This window comes from Xanthomonas sp. 1678, from assembly GCF_031455575.1.
Classification (GTDB): domain Bacteria; phylum Pseudomonadota; class Gammaproteobacteria; order Xanthomonadales; family Xanthomonadaceae; genus Xanthomonas_A.
Map to the genome: position 1 here is coordinate 80,137 of NZ_JAVDSZ010000012.1, position 17,656 is coordinate 97,792.

A 17,656-nucleotide genomic window follows, 5' to 3' on the forward strand; every position below is an offset into this window, starting at 1 on the left:
ATGCGGCCGGCCGGGTGCACTGTAGGAGCGGCTTCAGCCGCGAGAGTAGTCCCTGCTACGCGCGCACCGCATCCGCGGTTTCGATCAGGTCGTCCCATTGCAGCCGGGTGTTCGCCGCGTCGTCGCTTTCCAGCAGGGCGCGGCGCGCGGCGCGGCGCAGGGCGCGGCTGATCCAGGTCTGCAGGTCGCGGCCGGAGCGGCCTGCGCTGCGTTCGGCCAGCCAGTCGGCGGCCTCCGCGGCGTCGAACGCCAGCGGCTTGCCGTGCAGCAGGCGCGCGACGATCGCGCCGCGCGCGGTGCGGTCGGGCAGGCCGATCTCGATCTGCCGGTCCAGCCGCGACAGCAAGGCCGGGTCGATCGCGGCTGCGTGGTTGCTGGCGGCCAGCAGGAACACCTGCCCGGCCTGGCTGGCCACGCCGTCCAGCTCCTGCAGCAGTTGGCCGACGATCTCGCGGGTCAGCGCGTCGTCGCCATCGGCGCCGCGCGCCGGGGCGACGATGTCGATCTCGTCGACGAACACGATGCATGGCGCCTGCGCGCGGGCGCGTTCGAACGCGGCCTGCACGCGCTGGCCCGACTGGCCCAGGTAGGCGGCCTTGAGGTCGGCGCCGGTCAGCGCGATGAACGCCAGGCCCGACTGGCTGGCCAGGATCCGCGCGAGCTGGGTCTTGCCGGTGCCGGGCGGACCGTACATCAGGATCCCGCGCGGCACCGGCACGCCCAGCGTGGCCAGCGTCTCGGCGTTGCGCAGTTCCTTGCCCAGGCCGACGAATTCCTCGATCACCGGCGCCGGCAGCACGATGTCGTTCCAGTCCAGCGGTGCCACGCGGGTCGAGCCCTTGCCGCGCAGCAGGCGCAGTTGCGCCAGCAGCGCGTCGCTGTCGAGTTCGCCGTCCAGGCACTCGGCCGCCACCCGCGCCACCAAGGTGTGCAGGTCGCGCCCGGACAGGCCGCTGCTGTCGGCGACCACGCGCGGGTCCAGCGCCAGCGCGAAGCCGGCGCGCTCCAGTTCGCCGCCGAGGATGCGCGCGCGCGCCGCCGCGTCGGGCAGGCCGATGCCGATGCTGGCGGTGAAGCGCGACATCACCGCGTCGTCGAGCAGTTCGGGCCGATTGGTGGCGCCGATCACCAGCACCTGGCCGCGCGCTTCGTGGAAACCGTCCCATTCGGCGAGGAAGGTCTGCACCAGTTCGGCGCCGAAGCTGTCGCTGTCCACGCCGCCACGGCGCGCGAACACGCTCTCGCATTCGTCGATGAACAGGATCGCCGGCGCCTTGGCACGGCAGCGCTGCCAGATCGCCTGCACCTTGGGCCCGGTGTGGCCGACGTGCGCGGCCTTCAGGTCGGCCACGCCCAGCGCCTCGAAATGGCAGCCGGCATGGCGCGCCAGCTTGCGCGCGATCAGGGTCTTGCCGGTGCCCGGCGGGCCGTGCAGCAGCACGCCCTTCGGCGCCGGCGTGCGCCCGGACACGAACAGGTCCACCAGCTTCAGGATCTGGTCGAGGGTGTTGTCGGGCAGCGCCACGTCGGCCCAGTGGCGGTGGATGGCGTCCATGCTCTGCAGCCGCTGTTGCAGCATGCGCTGCTGGCTGCGCGCTTCCATCCACGCGTCCACGTGGCGGTGCAGTTCGGCGATCGGCTGCGCCTCGGAGGCCGCGTTGGCCGCCACCGCCAGCGCCAGCTCGCGTAGTTGCGCCTGTTCGCTTGTCTCGAACTCGGCGGCGATCGGGATCAGCGCGGCGTCATGGGCGTCATCGGGCAGCACCAGCAGCGCCTGCACGCGCGGTTCCGGTTCGGCGCCGTCGTGCAGCGCCAGCATGCGTGCGCCGGACAGGTCGCCGTGCGCCGCAGCGATCTGCCAGCGGCCCTGCAGTTCGCGTAGCGGCCAGGGCGCGCGGGTGACGCGGTACGGATGGGCGGGGTCGTGGCGGTCGTCGTCGGCGAACTGCACCAGCGCCAGCGGCCGCCGCGCGAAACCGGCCAGCAGCGCGCGTTCGTCGTGGCTGACGTGCCGGGCCAGCAGGTGCGCGCCGCCGATCACCAGCAGCGCATACAGCAGCAGCGACGGCAGCGCGCGCTGCACCAACTGCAGGGTGTCGCGCTGCACGCCGAGCAGGCGCCACCAGTCCAGGTAGCCGTGCGCGTCGCCGAACCAGTGCGCGCTCATCCACGGCAGCGCCAGCAGCAGGAACACCAGCAGCGCCAGCCGCCAGCGGCAGTCCGGCAGCAGCGGGCGCAGCAGCAGCGCCGGCCACCACGCGCGGCGGCGCGCACGGCGCAGCACCGCGGTCGCCGCCTGCGCCGCTTGCGCGACGAAGTCGCGGCGGATCGCGGCCACGGCCTGTTCCACCGCCGGCAGGTGCCGCTCCACCTCGGTCTCGGCCGCGGCCTGGCGCGCCTGCGCCTGCTCCAGCTGGGTCTGCAGCCGCAGCCGTTGCTGCTGCAGATAGCTCGCCCGCGACGCGATCGGGACGGACGACATCAGCGTGGGCGGGCGTGGGCGTTCACAGCAGGGATCTTAGCCTGCCGCACGCGCGGCACTGCCGGCACGCGGCGCATAGCCCCTCTCCCATCGGGAGAGGGGTTGGGGGTGAGGGTACGGCGCCCGCGATCCACGGCGCCGCACCACGTCCGGACGCGCTCACGCGCGCCGCGAGGCCGGTGCGGCGAACGCGCGCGTCCACAGCAGCGGATCGCTGCCATCGAGCAGCACCCAGCCCTGCGCGCGCGCCTGCAACGGATCCTCCAGCACCTGCTGCGGCGCGACCGCCACGTCGCCCGGCGTGCCCCACAGTCCGGCCCAGGCGTTGCCGCCGGCGTGCCCGGCCGCCTGCACCGCGCATTCGGCCAGGGCCACGGTGTCCTGCAGGCGCGCATCGGGCCGGCGGAACAGCGGGAACGGCGCGGCGCCGACCGACACCGTCAACGGCAGCAGTTCGCCCTGGCCGGCTTCCACGCGCAGGCGTTCGACCGCCCCGCGCAGGTGCGCGGCCAGCGCGAACGCGGCGGCCGCGGAGGTGTCCGCGCGCACCACCAGGAACTCCTCGCTGCCCCAGCGTGCGATCAGGTCGCCGGCGTCGCAGCTCGCGCGCAGACAGTCGGCCAGCGCCAGCAGCGCGCGGTCGCCGGCGGCATGGCCGTAGCGCGCGTTCAAGGCCTTGAATCCGTCCACGTCGACCAGCAGCAGCGCGCAGCGGCTGTCGTCGCGCTTGTCGTGCGTCGGTGTGGAGAACAGCGCCTGCATCCTGCGTTCGGCTTCCGGCCGGTTCAGCAGTCCGGTCAGCGGATCGAGCAGGCTCCGGTCGGCGGCCCGGCGCTGGCGGCGGCGGTGCACGATCACCAGCGTGGCGCCCAGCAGCAGCACCAGCGCCAGGCCGATCGCGATGCGGCCGGCGTTGTCGGCGCGCGCCTTGCCCGCGGCGGTGGCCGGCGGCAGCGTGCGCGCCGCGTCGGCCTGCAGCTTGGCCAGCGAGGCCAGGGTTTCGGCGCGGGCCTTGTCGCGATCCATCGCGCGCGCCTGTTGCGCGTAGTGCGCCGCGGCGTCGGCATTGCCCAGCGCGGCGTGGATCTCGCTGATCAGGTCCAGCCCATTGCGAATCTCCGACGTGAAGCGGCTGCGCTCGGACAGCGCTTGCGCCTGCTCCGCATAGACCAGCGCGTCCGCAGCCCGGCCCTGGTCCAGGCGCAGCCGCGCCAGGCGTTGCAGCGTGACGGTGGCGCCTTGCGGGTCGCCGTTCGCCTGCTGCCATTGCACTGTCTTCTGCAGGATCGGCTCGGCGCGCTCGGTATGCCCGCCGGCGCGCTGGATCTCGCCGCGATGGCTGGCGATGCGATAGAGGAACAGGTCCTGATTGCCCAGCTTGGCTGCCAGCCCTGTAGCGCTATCGAAGGCAGCGTCGGCCTCGTCGTAGCGCTTGAGCATCAGCAGCGCGTAGCCGTAGTTGTAGTACAGCATCATGTCGCCCTGCGTCGGCGGCCGTTGTACCTGTTCGGCCAGGACGATGGCCTGGCGGAAGTAGCGCAGCGCGCCTTCCGAATCGTCCAGTGCGTCGCCACGCATCAGCGCGATACCGGCCAGCGCGCCGATCTGCGCGTTGGTGTCGCCGGTGCGCTGCGCATCGGCCTGGATCTGCTCCAGCAGCTCCATCGCACGCGTCAACTGACCATTCTGCTGCAGCAGCGCCGCCGCCTGCAGGCGGCCGCCTGCATGGACGATCGGCGGCAGTCCCGGCGTTTGCAGCAATGCGAGCAGGCGCTCGGTCGTCGCCACCGACTGCGTGTTGTCGCCCAGCACCTGCTGGGCGGTGGCCAGGCACGCGGTCGCCCGCACCTGGGTCGGCACCGGCAGGCCAGGCTTGGCCAGCAGGTCCCTAGCGATGTCCAGCGAGGCGCTGGGCTGCTGCGAGATGCTGGCGTGGCAGCGGCGCAGCAGTGGCTCGTACGGATCGTTGCCGGGAACGGTCTGCGCCAGTGCCTGGCCGGCGAGCAGGCCTGCGACCACGAACACGGCCCGGCCCGGGCCGGTGAGGAAGTGAAGCGTCATCGTTTTGCAATCCAGGCGCGTCGAGCGGTGGCATCGGCCCGTGCAGCATGCGCGGCAACCTGCAGGTCCAGTGCCGTGTCGCATCCAGCGGGAAGACGGAGGTGGCTAATATAGCCCCAGTCCGTGCCCGCCTGTCGGCGGCGCACTCCTTCCACAGGCCCCGCGCATGCCCGACCTGCCCACTCCCCAGCACTCCAGCGACCGGCCCGCCGCGGGGCCGCTGGCCTGCGTGCGGCGCTGGTGGCGCGCGATCCCGCTGGCCGATCGCGTCGATCGGCGCAACGCGGCGTTGCTGCAACTGGTTCTGGTGTTCGTGGGCCTGTATCAGCTGGCGGCGATGCCGGTGGCATGGTGGCGGGCCGGCACGGCCATCGATCCGGTCGCGGTGTGGTTGGCGGGGCTCAACGCGTTGGCGATGGGAGTGTGCTTCGCGTTGCTGCGGCGTGGCGCGTTCCTGTGGGCGGCACGGTTGTTCGTGGTGGTGAGCATGGCGCTGTTGACCGTGGGCTACGCGCGCTGGGGGCTGGAGGCACAGCTGCGCAGCCAGCTCGGGCAGCTGCTGCCGGTGCTGGTCGGCGGGCTGCTGCTGAGCCGGCGCGCGCTGTGGGGCGCGGTGGCGTGGCTGGCGCTGGTGGTCGCGCTGGGCGCATGGCGCGATGCGGCGCGCCTGTTCTTCCTGCCGGCGATGTGGCCGCGGATACTGGAAGTCGCGCTGGGCAGCCTGGTTGGCTTCGTGATCGTCGCCCTGGTGCTGGACCAGTCGGTGGCGGCCCTGCGCGAGAGCCTGGCGCTGGCGCGCAAGCGCGGCAACGAGTTGGCCCGCTCGCGCGACCGGCTGCAGCTGGAGATGCAGGAAAAGGAGCGCTCGCGCGATCAGCTGGTGCACGCGCAGAAGATGGAGAGCGTCGGCCGCCTGGCCAGCGGCGTGGCGCACGATTTCAATCACCTGCTGAGCCTGATCATGGGCTATGCCGCGCGCGGGCGGCGCAGCGACGATCCGGAGCAGCTCAAGGCCGCCTTGCAGGGCGCCGACGCGGCGGCGCGGCGCGCGGCCGCGGTGACCCGCAAGCTGCTGGATTTCAGCCGCCAGGAAGCCACCCGGCTGGAAGTGTTCGAACCGGCCGAGACCATCGCCGGCATGCGCCCCATGCTCGACCAGCTGTTCGGCCCGGACGTGCAGGTGCGCCTGCAGCTGCACGAAGCGCCATGCCCGGTGCGCTTCGACCGCGCGCAGCTGGAACTGATCGTGCTCAATCTCGCCGCCAATGCGCAGCAGGCGATGCCCGAGGGCGGGCAGTTCGAACTGGCGCTGGCGCCGCAGCCCGGCGCGATGCTGGAGATCGTCGCTCGCGACAACGGCCACGGCATGAGCGAGGACGTGCGCACGCGCTGCCTGGAGCCGTTCTTCACCACCAAGCCCAGCGGCCAGGGCACCGGCCTGGGGCTGGCGGTCAGCGCCAACCTGATCGCCGCCGCCGGCGGCGCGCTGCTGGTCGAGAGCGCGCCCGGGCGGGGCAGCGTGTTCCGCCTGCGGCTGCCGCTGCACGCAGGCGCCGCGGCGGCCACGTGAACGGCAGCGGCGGGCACGCCCTAGACTGCAGCGATCGCCGCGGAGGCCTCGCCCTTGGTCTCTAGCTGGATCCTGCTGCTGGTGTCGGTCGGCTACGCGGCGCTGCTGTTCGCAGTGGCGTGGTGGGGCGACCGGCGCCCGTTGTACCCGGAGCGGCCCTGGCTGCGCCCGGCGGTGTACAGCCTGGCGCTGGCGGTGTACTGCTCGTCGTGGACGTTCTACGGCGCGGTCGGCAGCGCGGTGCGCAACGGCGCCGGCTACCTGCCGATCTATCTCGGCCCGCTGCTGCTGCTGCTGTTCGGCTGGCGCATCATCGAGCGGCTGGCGCTGATCGCGCGCAGCGAGAACACGGTGTCCATCGCCGACTTCATCTCCTCGCGCTACGGCCGCTCGCGGCGGCTGGCGGCGCTGGTGGCGGTGATCGCGCTGATCGGCGTGGTGCCGTACCTGGCGCTGCAGTACAAGGCGGTGGCGATGAGCCTGCAGGTGCTCAGCGGCCAGTCCAGCGCCGGGGCGCCGTTCTATGCCGATCCGGCGCTGTACGTGGCATTGCTGATGGCGCTGTTCGCCACGCTGTTCGGCACCCGCCAGGTGGATGCCACCGAACACCACCACGGCATGATGCTGGCGATCGCGCTGGAATCGGTGGTCAAGCTGCTGGCGATGGTCGCGGTCGGCGTGTTCGCCTACGTGTGGCTCAGCGGCCGCGAGGGCCAGGTACTGCAGTCGGCGCGCACGCTGTTCCAGAACACCCCGCCGGTGGGCTTCATCTCGCAGACCCTGCTCAGCTTCCTGGCCATCGTGTGCCTGCCGCGGCAGTTCCACGTGGCGGTGGTGGAATGCAGCGACATCGGCGACATCCGCAAGGCGCGCTGGCTGTTCGGGCTGTACCTGGTGATCATCTCGGCGATGGTGGTGCCGATCGCCGCGGCCGGCGTCGCCCTGTTCGGCGGCGGCGACGTGGCCGACGACAGCATCGTGCTGGCGCTGCCGCTGGCCCAGGGCCGCACCGCGCTGGCGCTGGTCGCGTATGTCGGCGGCTTCTCCGCCGCCACCGGCATGGTCATCGTTTCGAGCATCGCGCTGGCGACGATGATCAGCAACGACCTGGTGATGCCGGTGCTGCTGCGCCGTCGCGGGCACCAGGCCGCCGGCGGCGCCGACGTCGCCTCACGGGTGCTGTGGATCCGGCGCCTGGCGATCCTGCTGCTGGCGCTGATCGCCTACGGCTACTACCGCAGCAGCAGCAACGACAGCACCCTGGCCTCGTACGGGCTGATGGCCTTCGCCGCGGTGGCGCAGTTCGCGCCGGGGGTGATCGGCGGGCTGTACTGGCGCGGGGCCAGCCGCAAGGGCGTGGAGACCGGCATGGTGCTGGGCTTCGTCGTGTGGATCTACACCTTGCTGCTGCCGGCGCTGACCCAGGCCGGCTGGCTGGCGCCGCAGTGGCTGCACGACGGGCCGTTCGGCATCTCCTGGCTGCGCCCACAGCAGCTGTTCGGCATGAGCGGCTGGGACCCGCTGGCGCATGGCACGTTCTGGTCGCTGCTGCTCAACGTCGGCACGATGATGCTGGTGTCGGCGCGCTGGCGCCCAGGCCTGGACGAGCGGCTGCGCGCGGCGCCGTTCCTGGAGCCGTACTCGCAGCGGCCGGCGGTGGCCGGCGACTGGCTCGGGCTGGTGCACCTGGTCGATCTGCAGGCCCTGGCCGAGCGCATGGTCGGCGAGCGCCATGCGCGCCGCGCTTTCGCCGAACAGGCGCAGCTGCTCGGCCGCGAGCCGCAGCCCAACGCAGTGGCCGACCGCGTCTGGGTGCAGTTCACCGAACGCCTGCTCGCCGCCTCGATCGGCGCGGCCTCGGCGCGGCTGGTGCTGACCAGCCTGCTGCGCGGTTCGGGCATGGACCTGGGCGAGGTGGTGGCGGTGCTCGACGAGGCCGGGCAGGAGCTGCGCTTCAACCGCGAGATCCTGTCGACCACGCTGGAGAACATCAGCGCCGGGGTCAGCGTGGTCGATCCGGCGATGCGCCTGACCGCGTGGAACCGGCGCTACCAGCAGATGTTCGGCTACCCCGACGGCATGCTCTACGTCGGCCGCCCGGTCGCCGACCTGATCCGCTACAACGCCGAGCGCGGCGAACTGGGCGAGGGCCGGATCGAGGAGCAGATCAGCCGCCGCATCGCGCACCTGCGCGCCGGCACCTCGCACGTGTTCGAGCGCACCCGCAGCGACGGCAAGGTGATCGAGATGCGCGGCCAGCCGCTGCCCGGCGGCGGCTACGTGACCAGCTACAACGACATCACCGACTACAAGCGCGCCGAGCAGGCGCTGCTGGAAGCCAACGAGACGCTGGAGCAGCGCGTGGCCGCGCGTTCGCGCGAGGCCGAGCTGGCGCAGCAATCCAAGACCCGCTTCCTGGCCGCGATCAGCCACGACGTGCTGCAACCGCTCAACGCGGCGCGGCTATTCGCTTCGGCGCTGCGCGAAGCGCACCAGAACGAGGAACAGCGCCACCTGGCCGAGCGCGTGGACGCCTCGCTGCGCGCGGCCGAGGAATTGCTCGACGGGCTGCTCGACGTGTCGCGGCTGGACGCCGGCGGCCTGCGCCCGACGATCGAGGACTTCGACGCCAGCGTGCTGCTGCGCGAACTGGCCGCGCAGTACACCCCGGTCGCCGCCGGCCGCGGCCTGCGCATGCACGTGTTCGCGCGGCCGATCTGGGTGCGCAGCGACCGTCGCCTGCTGCGCCGCGTGCTGCAGAACTTCCTCGCCAACGCGCTGCGCTACACCCGCCAGGGCCGCATCGTGCTGGGCATGCGCGGGCGCGGCGAGGAACTGGAACTGCAGGTGTGGGATACCGGTCCGGGCATTCCCAAGCACCACATGCAGCAGATCTTCGAGGAATTCCAGCGCTACCAGCAGCCGTTCGACTGGGGCGAGCAGGGCCTGGGCCTGGGCCTGTCGATCTGCCAGCGCATCTCGCGCCTGCTCGGCCACGATCTGGATGCGCGCAGCGCGGTCGGCCACGGCAGCATGTTCTCGATCACCCTGCCGCGGGTGGCGCCGGTGCCGCAGAAGCAGCAACGCCAGCAGCGCGCCGCCGCCGCGGCCGATTCGCTGGCCGGGCTGCGCGTGCTGTGCGTGGACAACGACCAGGAGATCCTCGACGGCATGCGCGCGCTGCTCGGGCGCTGGCAGGTGGAGGTGATCTGCGCCAGCACCGTGGACGAAGCGCTGGCGCTGGCGCCGCGCGCGCCCAACGTGATGCTGGTCGACTACCACCTGCACGACCGCCTCGACGGGCTGGACACGCTGGACGCGCTGCGCGAGGCGATGGTCGGCCCGGTCGCCGGCGCCCTGCTCACCGCCGACGGCCGCGACGAATTGAAGCTGCAGGCGCGCGAGCGCGGCTACCGGGTGCTGACCAAGCCGGTCAAGCCGGCCTCGCTGCGCGCCTTCCTGACCGCGTACCACGATCCGATCAAGAGCGACTAGGCCTGCGCCGCGCGATTGCCGCGTGCAGAACCAGCCGTACGCGGCTAGACCAATCGTCCCTGCCGCGGCGGCGCTGCGCGGCATTGCGTCCGTCCAATCGCGTCCGGGCTTTGGCCTGCCGATCGCGTTGGCAGGCGGTGCAGCGGCGCTGCGTAGCCACACTGTGTGCGCGGTGTGTCGTCGCTCGGCACGACACGCGTTGCGACGCGATCCTGCACGGCTATCGTGGCAGGTCCGTTCCGCCTGCTGCCGTCGCCACCCGCATGACCTCACCGCAAGACGCCGCGATCCCGTCGGTTCCCGCATTGCTGGCGGCACTGGAGGCCGGGCAGGCGCTGCAACTGGAGCGCGGCGCGCGCCGCTACCTGCAGCACGCGCCCGGCGATGCGCTGGCCAGCAGCCTGCTGGCGATGAGCCTGCAGATGCAGGGCCAGCCGGCGCAGGCGGCCGCGCTGTATCGCGCGCTGGCCGAGCGCCAGCCGCAGGACGTGGCGCACTGGAACAACCTGGGCACGGCCTTGCGCGAGGCGCGGCGTTTCGCCGAGGCACGGCAGGCGTATGCGCAGGCGCGCGCGCTGGCGCCGGAGGATCCGATGCTGCACCACAACCTCGGCCTGCTGGCGATGGACCAGGGCGACTACGGCGCGGCGCGCGGGCATCTGCTGGATGCGCACGCGCTGGCGCCGCAGTCGCCGCCCTTGCGCGTGCACGCCGCGATGGCCTGCCACGAATGCGGCGACGTCCAACGCGTGGCGGCGCTGATCGCGGACTGGCGGCAATGGCCCGCGCAGGACGCGCAGATCATGCTGGAGCTGGCGTGGCTGCTGTCGCAGGCCGGCGATACCGACAGCGCATGCCAGATGCTGCGCACGTGCGCGGCCGGCGCGATGCCGCAGCCCGAGCGCGCCTGGTCGCGCCTGGTGCTGGTGCTGGAACGCGCCAACCGCCTCGATGAAGCGCGCCAGGCGGCGGCGCAACTGCCGGCGCCGGAACGGATCGAGGACATGGACGCGCGCCACGATGCACTCAATGCGCTGGCGGTACTGGCGATGCGCGACGGACGCTGGGACGCCGCGTACCGGCTGCTGTCCGGCTTGCTCGGCGCGGCCACCGACCCGCGCAAGCAGAGCAACCTGTTCTTCGCGATGGCCCGCGTGTGCGACCGCCTGGGGCGCCACGACGAGGCGCTGGCGGCATGCGCGCAGGGCCATGCCGGGCAGGTCGACGGCATCGCCTCGCTGGTGCCCGAGCTGCTCGCGGCGGACGCGCCGCCGCTGCCCGCCGCGCGGCGCCGCTGGGATCCGGCGCGCTACGCCGCGGCGCGACCGGTGGCCGGCCCGGCGCGCGAGGCGTCGCCGATCTTCGTGGTCGGTTTCCCGCGTTCCGGCACCACCCTGCTGGAACAGATGCTCGATGCGCATCCGCAGTTGTGCGCGATGGACGAGCGGCCGTTCCTGCAAGCGCTGGCCGAGCGCGGCGAACGCCGCGGCCTGGCCTGGCCCGACGGCCTGGGCGAACTGGACGACGCCGACTGCGCCGCGTTGCGCGCCGACTACTGGCAAGCGGTGCGCGGCGTGGTGGACCTGCGGCCCGGGCAACGCCTGGTCGACAAGAATCCGCTGAACCTGCTGCGCCTGCCGCTGATCCGGCGGCTGTTTCCCGAGGCGCAGGTGATCCTGGCGCTGCGCCACCCCTGCGACGTGCTGTTGAGCTGCTACATGCAGGCGTTCCGGTCGCCGGCCTTCGCGGTGCTGTGTTCCAGCGCGCAGCGCCTGGCGCAGGGTTATGCCGATGCGATGGCGTGCTGGCTCTACCACGCCGAGCTGCTGCAGCCGCACGCGCTGGAAATCCGCTACGAAGACCTGGTCGCCGATCCGCAGGCGCAGGTCGCGCGGCTGGGCGGCTTTCTGCACCTCGACCAGCCGGCGCGGCTGCTGGATTTCCAGCGCCACGCACGCGCCAAGGGCTTCATCAGCACGCCCAGCTATGCGCAGGTGGTCGAGGGCATCAACCGCAACGGCCTGGACCGCTGGCGCCCGTATCGCGGTTTCTTCGAACCGGTGCTGTCGCTGCTGCAACCCTATCTGCAGCGCTGGGACTATCGCGTCGACTGATACGCGTACATGCGTTGCCTGCGGCGGCTGCCGTGGCGCCGTCGCCGATGCGCGCACGGCATGTCTTCGGACGATGTAGCGATTGTGCCAAGCGCTGGCGCAATCCGGCACAGCGAAACAACACTTTTCTTATAAAAAACTAACAAGTGCTTGACGGTCCCGACGACGTCTGCCCGAGGTATCCAACAAAAAGACATCGCGCCCTGCGCGATCGGAAATCGGTTCGCGTCCGCGTGCACCGCTGGCGTGCTGTTGCCCATCACATGAGGTTTTCCCAATGTCCGTAGCAAAGAACAGACTCGCCCAGGCCATCTGCCTGGGAATGGCGACGCTTCCCGCCACGCTCTACGCGCAAGGCGCCGATACCGCTGCGCCGGCAGCGGCCGACGGCGCGGTGGACCTGGACCGGGTCACCGTGACCGGCTCGCTGGTGCGCCGCGTGGACGTGGAGACCGCCAGCCCGGTCACCGTGGTCGATCGCCAGCAGATCCAGCAGAGCGGAAAGCAGACCCTCGGCGACCTTATGCAGTCGCTGCCCGGCATCGCCGGCGACGCGACCAACCCGCAGGTCAACAACGGCGGCGGCGATGGCGCCTCGACCGTGTCGCTGCGCGGCCTGGGCGACCAGCGCACGCTGATCCTGATCGACGGCCACCGCATCCTCAACAACGACATCAATTCGATCCCGACCAGCATGATCGATCATGTCGAAGTGCTGAAGGTCGGCGCGTCGGCGCTATACGGCTCCGATGCCATCGGCGGCGTGGTCAACTTCATCCTGCGCAAGAACTTCGAAGGCGGCGAATTCGTCGCCAACTACGGCCAGGCCAGCCGCGGCGACGGCGCCCGCCAGGGCGGCACCTTCACCTTCGGCAAGACCTGGGACCGCGGCAACCTCGTGGTCGGCATCGACTACAACAAGCAAAAAGCGATTTCCTCGGCCGATCGCGCGTTCTCCAAGGACGCGATGTACCTGTCCAGCGGCAGCGTCTACAAGGGCGGCTCCAGCCGCACCCCCAGCGGCTACTACAAGCTGCCGGCAAGCACGCTGGCCGCCAACGGTTGCAGCGCCAACGGCGCGATGACCAGCGACGGCAGTGGCGGCTACAAGTGCTACTCCTCCTCCGACGCCTACAACTACCAGGCGCAGAACCTGCTGATGACCCCGCAGCAGCGCGTCAACAGTTTCGTGCTGGGCAGCTTCAACATCACCGACAAGGTGCAGGCCTACGTCAACGCCTACCACAACCACACGATGTCGAACTCCGCGATCGCGCCGCTGCCGTTCGATGCGCAGAGCGACGGCCTCACCATCGCCGCCGATAACCCGTACAACCCGTTCGGCGTCGAGTTCGGCCCCAATGGCTACGAGTACCGCACCCGCTTCAGCTCGCTGGGCCAGCGCCAGACCTTCTACGACACCGCTACCGACCAGGACGTGCTCGGCTTGAAGGGCAGCATCGGCGATACCAGCTGGGTGTGGGACGTCAACTTCAATTACGGGCACTACAAGCAGCGCAACTGGAGCCACGGCTATGTGGACTACGCGGCGCTGCAGGATGCGATCGATGCGGGCGAAGTGAACATCTTCGACCAGACCGACGCCAACACCATCGACTGGATGAACAGCCACGAGTCGATCCCGCGCTACCAGACCACGAGCATCACCCGCCAGTGGGAAGCCAGCGCCAACGGCAGCGTGTGGGAGTTGCCGGCCGGCAGCGCACAGCTGGCGGTCGGCGCGTTGTATCGAAAGGAGAGCCTGGGCTACACCGTCTCCAGCAATGCGCTGATCAACAGCGACAATACCTGCGAGATTTCCTCCGAGGCGTGCTCCTCGCCGCTGAGCGGCTCCTTCAGCGTCAAGGAGGCCTATGCGCAGCTGTTCATTCCGCTGCTGGCGCAGTCCTCGCCGATCGGCGCGTTGAACGTCACCCTGAGCGATCGCTTCTCCGACTACAGCAGCGTCAGCTCGACCAACAACAGCGCCTCGTTCCAGCTCGAGTGGCGCCCGATCCACGACCTGATGGTGCGCGGCACGGTTGCGCAGGTGTTCCGCGCGCCGACCATCTACGACCTGTACCAAGGTCCGACCGCGAACTCGCCGACCTTCACCGATCCGTGCATCGACTACAGCGGCAGCGGCCACGAGAACGCCTGCGAAGGCGTGGCCGCCGGCTGGAGCGGCTCGGGCCTGTCGCAGACCAACGCGATCGTGTCCGGCTCGACCTACGCCAATTACAACCTGAAGCCGGAGAAGGGCACCTCCTACGACTACGGCATCGTCTACAGCCCCGAGTCCGTGCCGGGCCTGTCGTTCAACGCCGACTGGTGGAAGGTCAAGCTCGACGACCTGATCCAGTCGATCTCGGCGCAGACCGTTGCCAACATCTGCTACAACGACGAGAGCAGCCCGTACTGCAGCTACATCCACCGCTATGCGGCGGGCACGGTCAGCGCCGGCAACATCGACTACATCGAGACCCCGGTGGTCAACATCGGCAAGCTGGACACCCAGGGCATCGACTTCGGCGCCAACTACGCGCTGCCGGAGACGGCCTACGGCAAGTTCACCCTGGCCCTGGACAGCACCTACCTGCAGCGCTACGACATCGACACCGGCGACTCGGTGGTGCACATGGCCGGCAAGTACAACTCGTCGTACGGCAACTACGCGCGCTGGCGCGCCCGCGGCCAGATCGGCTGGAAGCTGGGCAACTGGGACGCGACCTGGACCACGCGCTGGGTCGGCAAGATCCAGGTCGGCAGTACCGACCTGTCGGAGAACATGTCCGCCGATGCCGCCGACAAGGGTGTGGTGCTGAACTACGGCAGCTACATGTACCACGCGCTGCAGCTTGGCTACGACATGGCCGACGCCAACATCCGCTTCGACCTGGGCGTGGACAACCTGTTCAACAAGCAACCGCCGGTGCTGTACCAGAACAACGTGCTGAACGCGAACACCGACGTGAGCACCTACGACACGGTCGGCCGCTACTACTGGATGCGCGCGACCTATCGGTTCTGAGTGTCTTGGCCGGCGTCTCTTGCATGCGCAAGGACGCTGGCGGGCGACACACGGCGCGTCCGGTTTGGGCGCGCCGTTTTTTTGAGGAATTCATCGATGGCGAGGCAGACCGGGACGCTGCAGTGGTGCAATGGCAGACGCCATGCTGTGGCGATCGATGCAGTCGCTGCTGACTGCCGGTCTGTGCGGTCTTCGCGGTTGGCGCGCCGCCTGGCCGAAGCGGCGCCAACGATGGTCGCCACTGCGAATCGCAACAGCCATCCCGCCACGATGCACAGGCGCCCGAGCGCATGAACCACACCGACCTTCGCCACTACGTCCGCGTCTACGATGCCGCGCTGCAGGCCGGCTTCTGTCGCCAACTGATCGCGCAGTTCGAACACGCGTCGGCGCAGCACCGCCATAACGGCGCCGGCGCGCGCGCCGGCCTGCACGACAGCGCCTGGACCGAGCTCAACGTGACCCGCGCGGCCGATCCGGCCTTCCAGGGATTCTTCATCGAACAGGTGCGTGCGGCATTGACGCGCTACAACGCCGATCTCGGCCTGTCCGCGCCGGTGCCGTGGCGCCCGCGCCTGGCCGACCTGCGCATCAAGCGCTACCGCGCCAGCGCCGGCGAGCGCTTCCAGCCGCATTTCGACGCCTGCGACGAGGAGACCGGCCGCTACCTGGTGCTGCTGTGGTATCTCAACGACGTGGCCGAGGGCGGACAGACCCGCTTCGTCGACCTGGACCTGGAGGTCGCGCCGCGCACCGGACGCCTGCTGATGTTCCCGCCGTACTGGATGTACATGCACGCCGCGCTGCCGCCGCGCAGCGGCGACAAGTACATCCTGTCCACCTACCTGGAATTCACCGCCAAGCCGTCCCCGCCGCCGTAGGGATGAAGCGGCCGATTGGGAGCGAGGCAGCGAGGCGCTTCGCCGTTGCGAAGCCCCAATCCCAACTCCCCAATCCCGGCCTCACTGCAGATGCTCGTACAGGATGGTGCTGCCGATCGCGATCAGCAGCGCGCCGCCGACGATCTCCGCGCGCTTGCCGGCCAGGCTGCCGAGCACGCGGCCAAGCATGATGCCCAGGGTCACCATGGTCAGCGTGCACAGGCCGATGACCGCGGCGACCTCGACGATGTTGACGTCGAGGAAGGCCAGGCCGACGCCGACCGCCATCGCATCGATGCTGGTCGCCAGCCCGGTCGCGGCCAGGCTCCAGAAGCCGTGGCGCTTGCGCGCGTCGTCGGCCTGCTCGGCTTCCTGCGGCTTGAGCCCGGCGACGATCATGTGCACGCCGAGCGCGCCGAGCAGGCCGAACGCGATCCAGTGGTCGAACGCGGCCACGTACTTGGCCGCGGCCTGGCCCAGCAGCCAGCCCAGCACCGGCGTCAGCGCCTCGATGCAGCCGAAGATCAGCCCAGCGCGCAGGGCGTCGCGCCAGAGCGGCTTGCGCATGGCCGCGCCCTTGCCGACCGCCGCGGCGAAGGCGTCGGTGGACATGGCGATGCCGAGCAACAGAATCGAAAGAAACGACATGGGAGACCGCGCCGGGGCAGGAGACGACGACGAGCGCGCACGCCCGGCTTTCGCCACGCACGCTCGCCGCTGGTCTCGCCAACCGAGATGGCTGCCCGCACCACGGCGCAACGGCCGAGTGTGTTGATGCGGGCACTGTCCGGACACGCCGGACAGCAGGCTACTCCCCAAGGGACGCGCATTCTAACAGCGGCGAATGCCGGCGAATACGCTTCGAACGCACGCGAACCTGCAGCTTTTCTTCTTAGCAGCAGCTATATGGGTGGCGCGTCGCCGCCGCTGCGGCAGTGGAGTGTCGGAGGCCATCGGCGTGCATCGGCAATGGATGCGGCAGGCTAAGGCGCACGCTGCGAACAGCGGTCGCGGCTGAAGCCGCTCCTACAGTGAGATGCCGTCAATCCGCGATGTCCCCCTGTAGGAGCGGCTTCAGCCGCGACCGAAAACCTCCAGGCACCGCCACAGCCGGGTGAGGAGACGTGTGCTGGCGAGGCCGCGATAGATACGCGAACCGCGTACTGGATTGAAACCGTCTTGCAGGAGCTGCGGCAAGCGATCCTTGAACAGCTCTCGACGGTCTGCTGACATCGCTGCCGTTGCACGCCCCATCGCGAAGCAATCGGGTCACCGCGCCGTTCCCGCAAAACCCCGCGCACACCGGACGAAGCGTTGCACCGGCACAGTCGCCGGAATGCGCGTCTTTACTCCTCTTCCAGCGGCAGCACGATGCCATCGCTGTCGATCGCCAGCTTGCCGGCCATCAGCACCGCCTGGGTGCGGTTGGTGACGCCGAGCTTGCGCAGGATCGCGGTGACGTGCGCCTTGATGGTGGCCTCGGACACGCCCAGGTCGTAGGCGATCTGCTTGTTGAGGCGGCCGGCGCCGAGCATCTGCAGCACCCGGAACTGTTGCGGGGTCAGTTCGCGCAGGCGCTGCCCGACCTCGCGTTCGGCGCGGTCGGTGGGCGGCATGTTGTGCGCTTCCGGCGGCGCCCAGCGTTCGCCGTCCAGCACCGTGCCCAGGGCCAGGCCGATGGTGTCCGAATCGGCCGACTTGGGAATGAAGCCGAACGCGCCGTGGTCCAGCGCGCGGCGCATCACCGTCGGCTCCTCGCGCGCGGACACCACCACCACCGGCAGCTGCGGATGCAGCGCGCGCATGTGCACCAGCGCACTGAAACCCTGCGCGCCGGGCATGTTGAGATCCATCAGCAACAGGTCGGCATCGGCATGGTGGTCGGCCAGCGCGTACAGCGCCTCGACGCTGTCGGCCTCGTACAGCTGCACCCCCGGCATCACCCGCTGCACCGCCCCGCGCAGCGCCTCGCGGAACAGGGGATGGTCGTCGGCGATCAGCAGGGTGGTCATTGTGGGGCCG

The 17,656-nt window shown here is 70.4% G+C and carries 9 protein-coding genes; 5 read left to right on the forward strand and 4 right to left on the reverse strand.

The features are described from left to right. Positions 1-55 precede the first annotated feature (55 nt). Together J2Y70_RS18630 and J2Y70_RS18635 are read right to left on the reverse strand one after the other, a co-directional pair. The gene (locus J2Y70_RS18630; RefSeq protein ID WP_309920914.1) at positions 56-2,482 is read right to left on the reverse strand and encodes an AAA family ATPase; all 2,427 of its coding nucleotides are present in this window, start codon (positions 2,480-2,482) and stop codon (positions 56-58) included. Positions 2,483-2,641: 159 nt separating this feature from the next. Continuing rightward, positions 2,642-4,543 carry a diguanylate cyclase gene (locus J2Y70_RS18635; protein WP_309920917.1) on the reverse strand — a complete coding sequence of 634 codons (1,902 nt, stop codon included), beginning with the start codon at positions 4,541-4,543 and terminating at the stop codon, positions 2,642-2,644. 166 nt (positions 4,544-4,709) lie between these two features. Here J2Y70_RS18635 and J2Y70_RS18640 point away from each other — a divergent pair, with 166 nt between their 5' ends. From J2Y70_RS18640 to J2Y70_RS18660, 5 genes are all read left to right on the forward strand, one after another. After that, positions 4,710-6,113: an ATP-binding protein gene (locus tag J2Y70_RS18640; protein WP_309920920.1), complete on the forward strand. Its 1,404-nt coding sequence runs from the start codon at positions 4,710-4,712 to the stop codon at positions 6,111-6,113. A 54-nt stretch (positions 6,114-6,167) separates the two neighbouring features. Continuing rightward, complete coding sequence (locus J2Y70_RS18645) at positions 6,168-9,608, forward strand: PAS domain-containing hybrid sensor histidine kinase/response regulator (protein ID WP_309920923.1); 3,441 nt, start codon at positions 6,168-6,170, stop codon at positions 9,606-9,608. Between the two features lie 263 nt (positions 9,609-9,871). Then, a complete protein-coding gene (locus tag J2Y70_RS18650; protein ID WP_309920926.1) occupies positions 9,872-11,722 on the forward strand; it encodes a sulfotransferase in 1,851 nt (616 codons plus the stop codon). A 322-nt stretch (positions 11,723-12,044) separates the two neighbouring features. Continuing rightward, a complete protein-coding gene (locus tag J2Y70_RS18655) occupies positions 12,045-14,753 on the forward strand; it encodes a TonB-dependent receptor (protein WP_309920929.1) in 2,709 nt (902 codons plus the stop codon). Positions 14,754-15,043: 290 nt separating this feature from the next. After that, entirely contained in the window at positions 15,044-15,634 is a 591-nt protein-coding gene (locus J2Y70_RS18660; protein ID WP_309920931.1) for a 2OG-Fe(II) oxygenase, read from the forward strand. A gap of 81 nt (positions 15,635-15,715) precedes the next feature. Here the strand turns inward: J2Y70_RS18660 and J2Y70_RS18665 are convergent, their stop codons facing one another. After that, positions 15,716-16,282, reverse strand: a complete 567-nt coding sequence (locus J2Y70_RS18665; RefSeq protein ID WP_263396610.1) for a manganese efflux pump MntP family protein — start codon at positions 16,280-16,282, stop codon at positions 15,716-15,718. Between the two features lie 698 nt (positions 16,283-16,980). After that, positions 16,981-17,646 (reverse strand): response regulator transcription factor, encoded by a 666-nt coding sequence (locus J2Y70_RS18670; RefSeq protein ID WP_263396611.1) that lies wholly within the window; start codon positions 17,644-17,646, stop codon positions 16,981-16,983. Positions 17,647-17,656: the final 10 nt, after the last annotated feature.

Excerpts from the sequence above, each read along its gene's own strand:
- J2Y70_RS18660 (WP_309920931.1), top strand. The coding sequence starts at position 15,044 with ATGAACCACACCGACCTTCGCCACTACGTCCGCGTCTACGATGCCGCG.
- J2Y70_RS18635 (WP_309920917.1), bottom strand. The coding sequence starts at position 4,543 with ATGACGCTTCACTTCCTCACCGGCCCGGGCCGGGCCGTGTTCGTGGTC.
- J2Y70_RS18655 (WP_309920929.1), top strand. The coding sequence starts at position 12,045 with ATGGCGACGCTTCCCGCCACGCTCTACGCGCAAGGCGCCGATACCGCT.
- J2Y70_RS18640 (WP_309920920.1), top strand. The coding sequence starts at position 4,710 with ATGCCCGACCTGCCCACTCCCCAGCACTCCAGCGACCGGCCCGCCGCG.
- J2Y70_RS18670 (WP_263396611.1), bottom strand. The coding sequence starts at position 17,646 with ATGACCACCCTGCTGATCGCCGACGACCATCCCCTGTTCCGCGAGGCG.
- J2Y70_RS18630 (WP_309920914.1), bottom strand. The coding sequence starts at position 2,482 with ATGTCGTCCGTCCCGATCGCGTCGCGGGCGAGCTATCTGCAGCAGCAA.
- J2Y70_RS18650 (WP_309920926.1), top strand. The coding sequence starts at position 9,872 with ATGACCTCACCGCAAGACGCCGCGATCCCGTCGGTTCCCGCATTGCTG.
- J2Y70_RS18665 (WP_263396610.1), bottom strand. The coding sequence starts at position 16,282 with ATGTCGTTTCTTTCGATTCTGTTGCTCGGCATCGCCATGTCCACCGAC.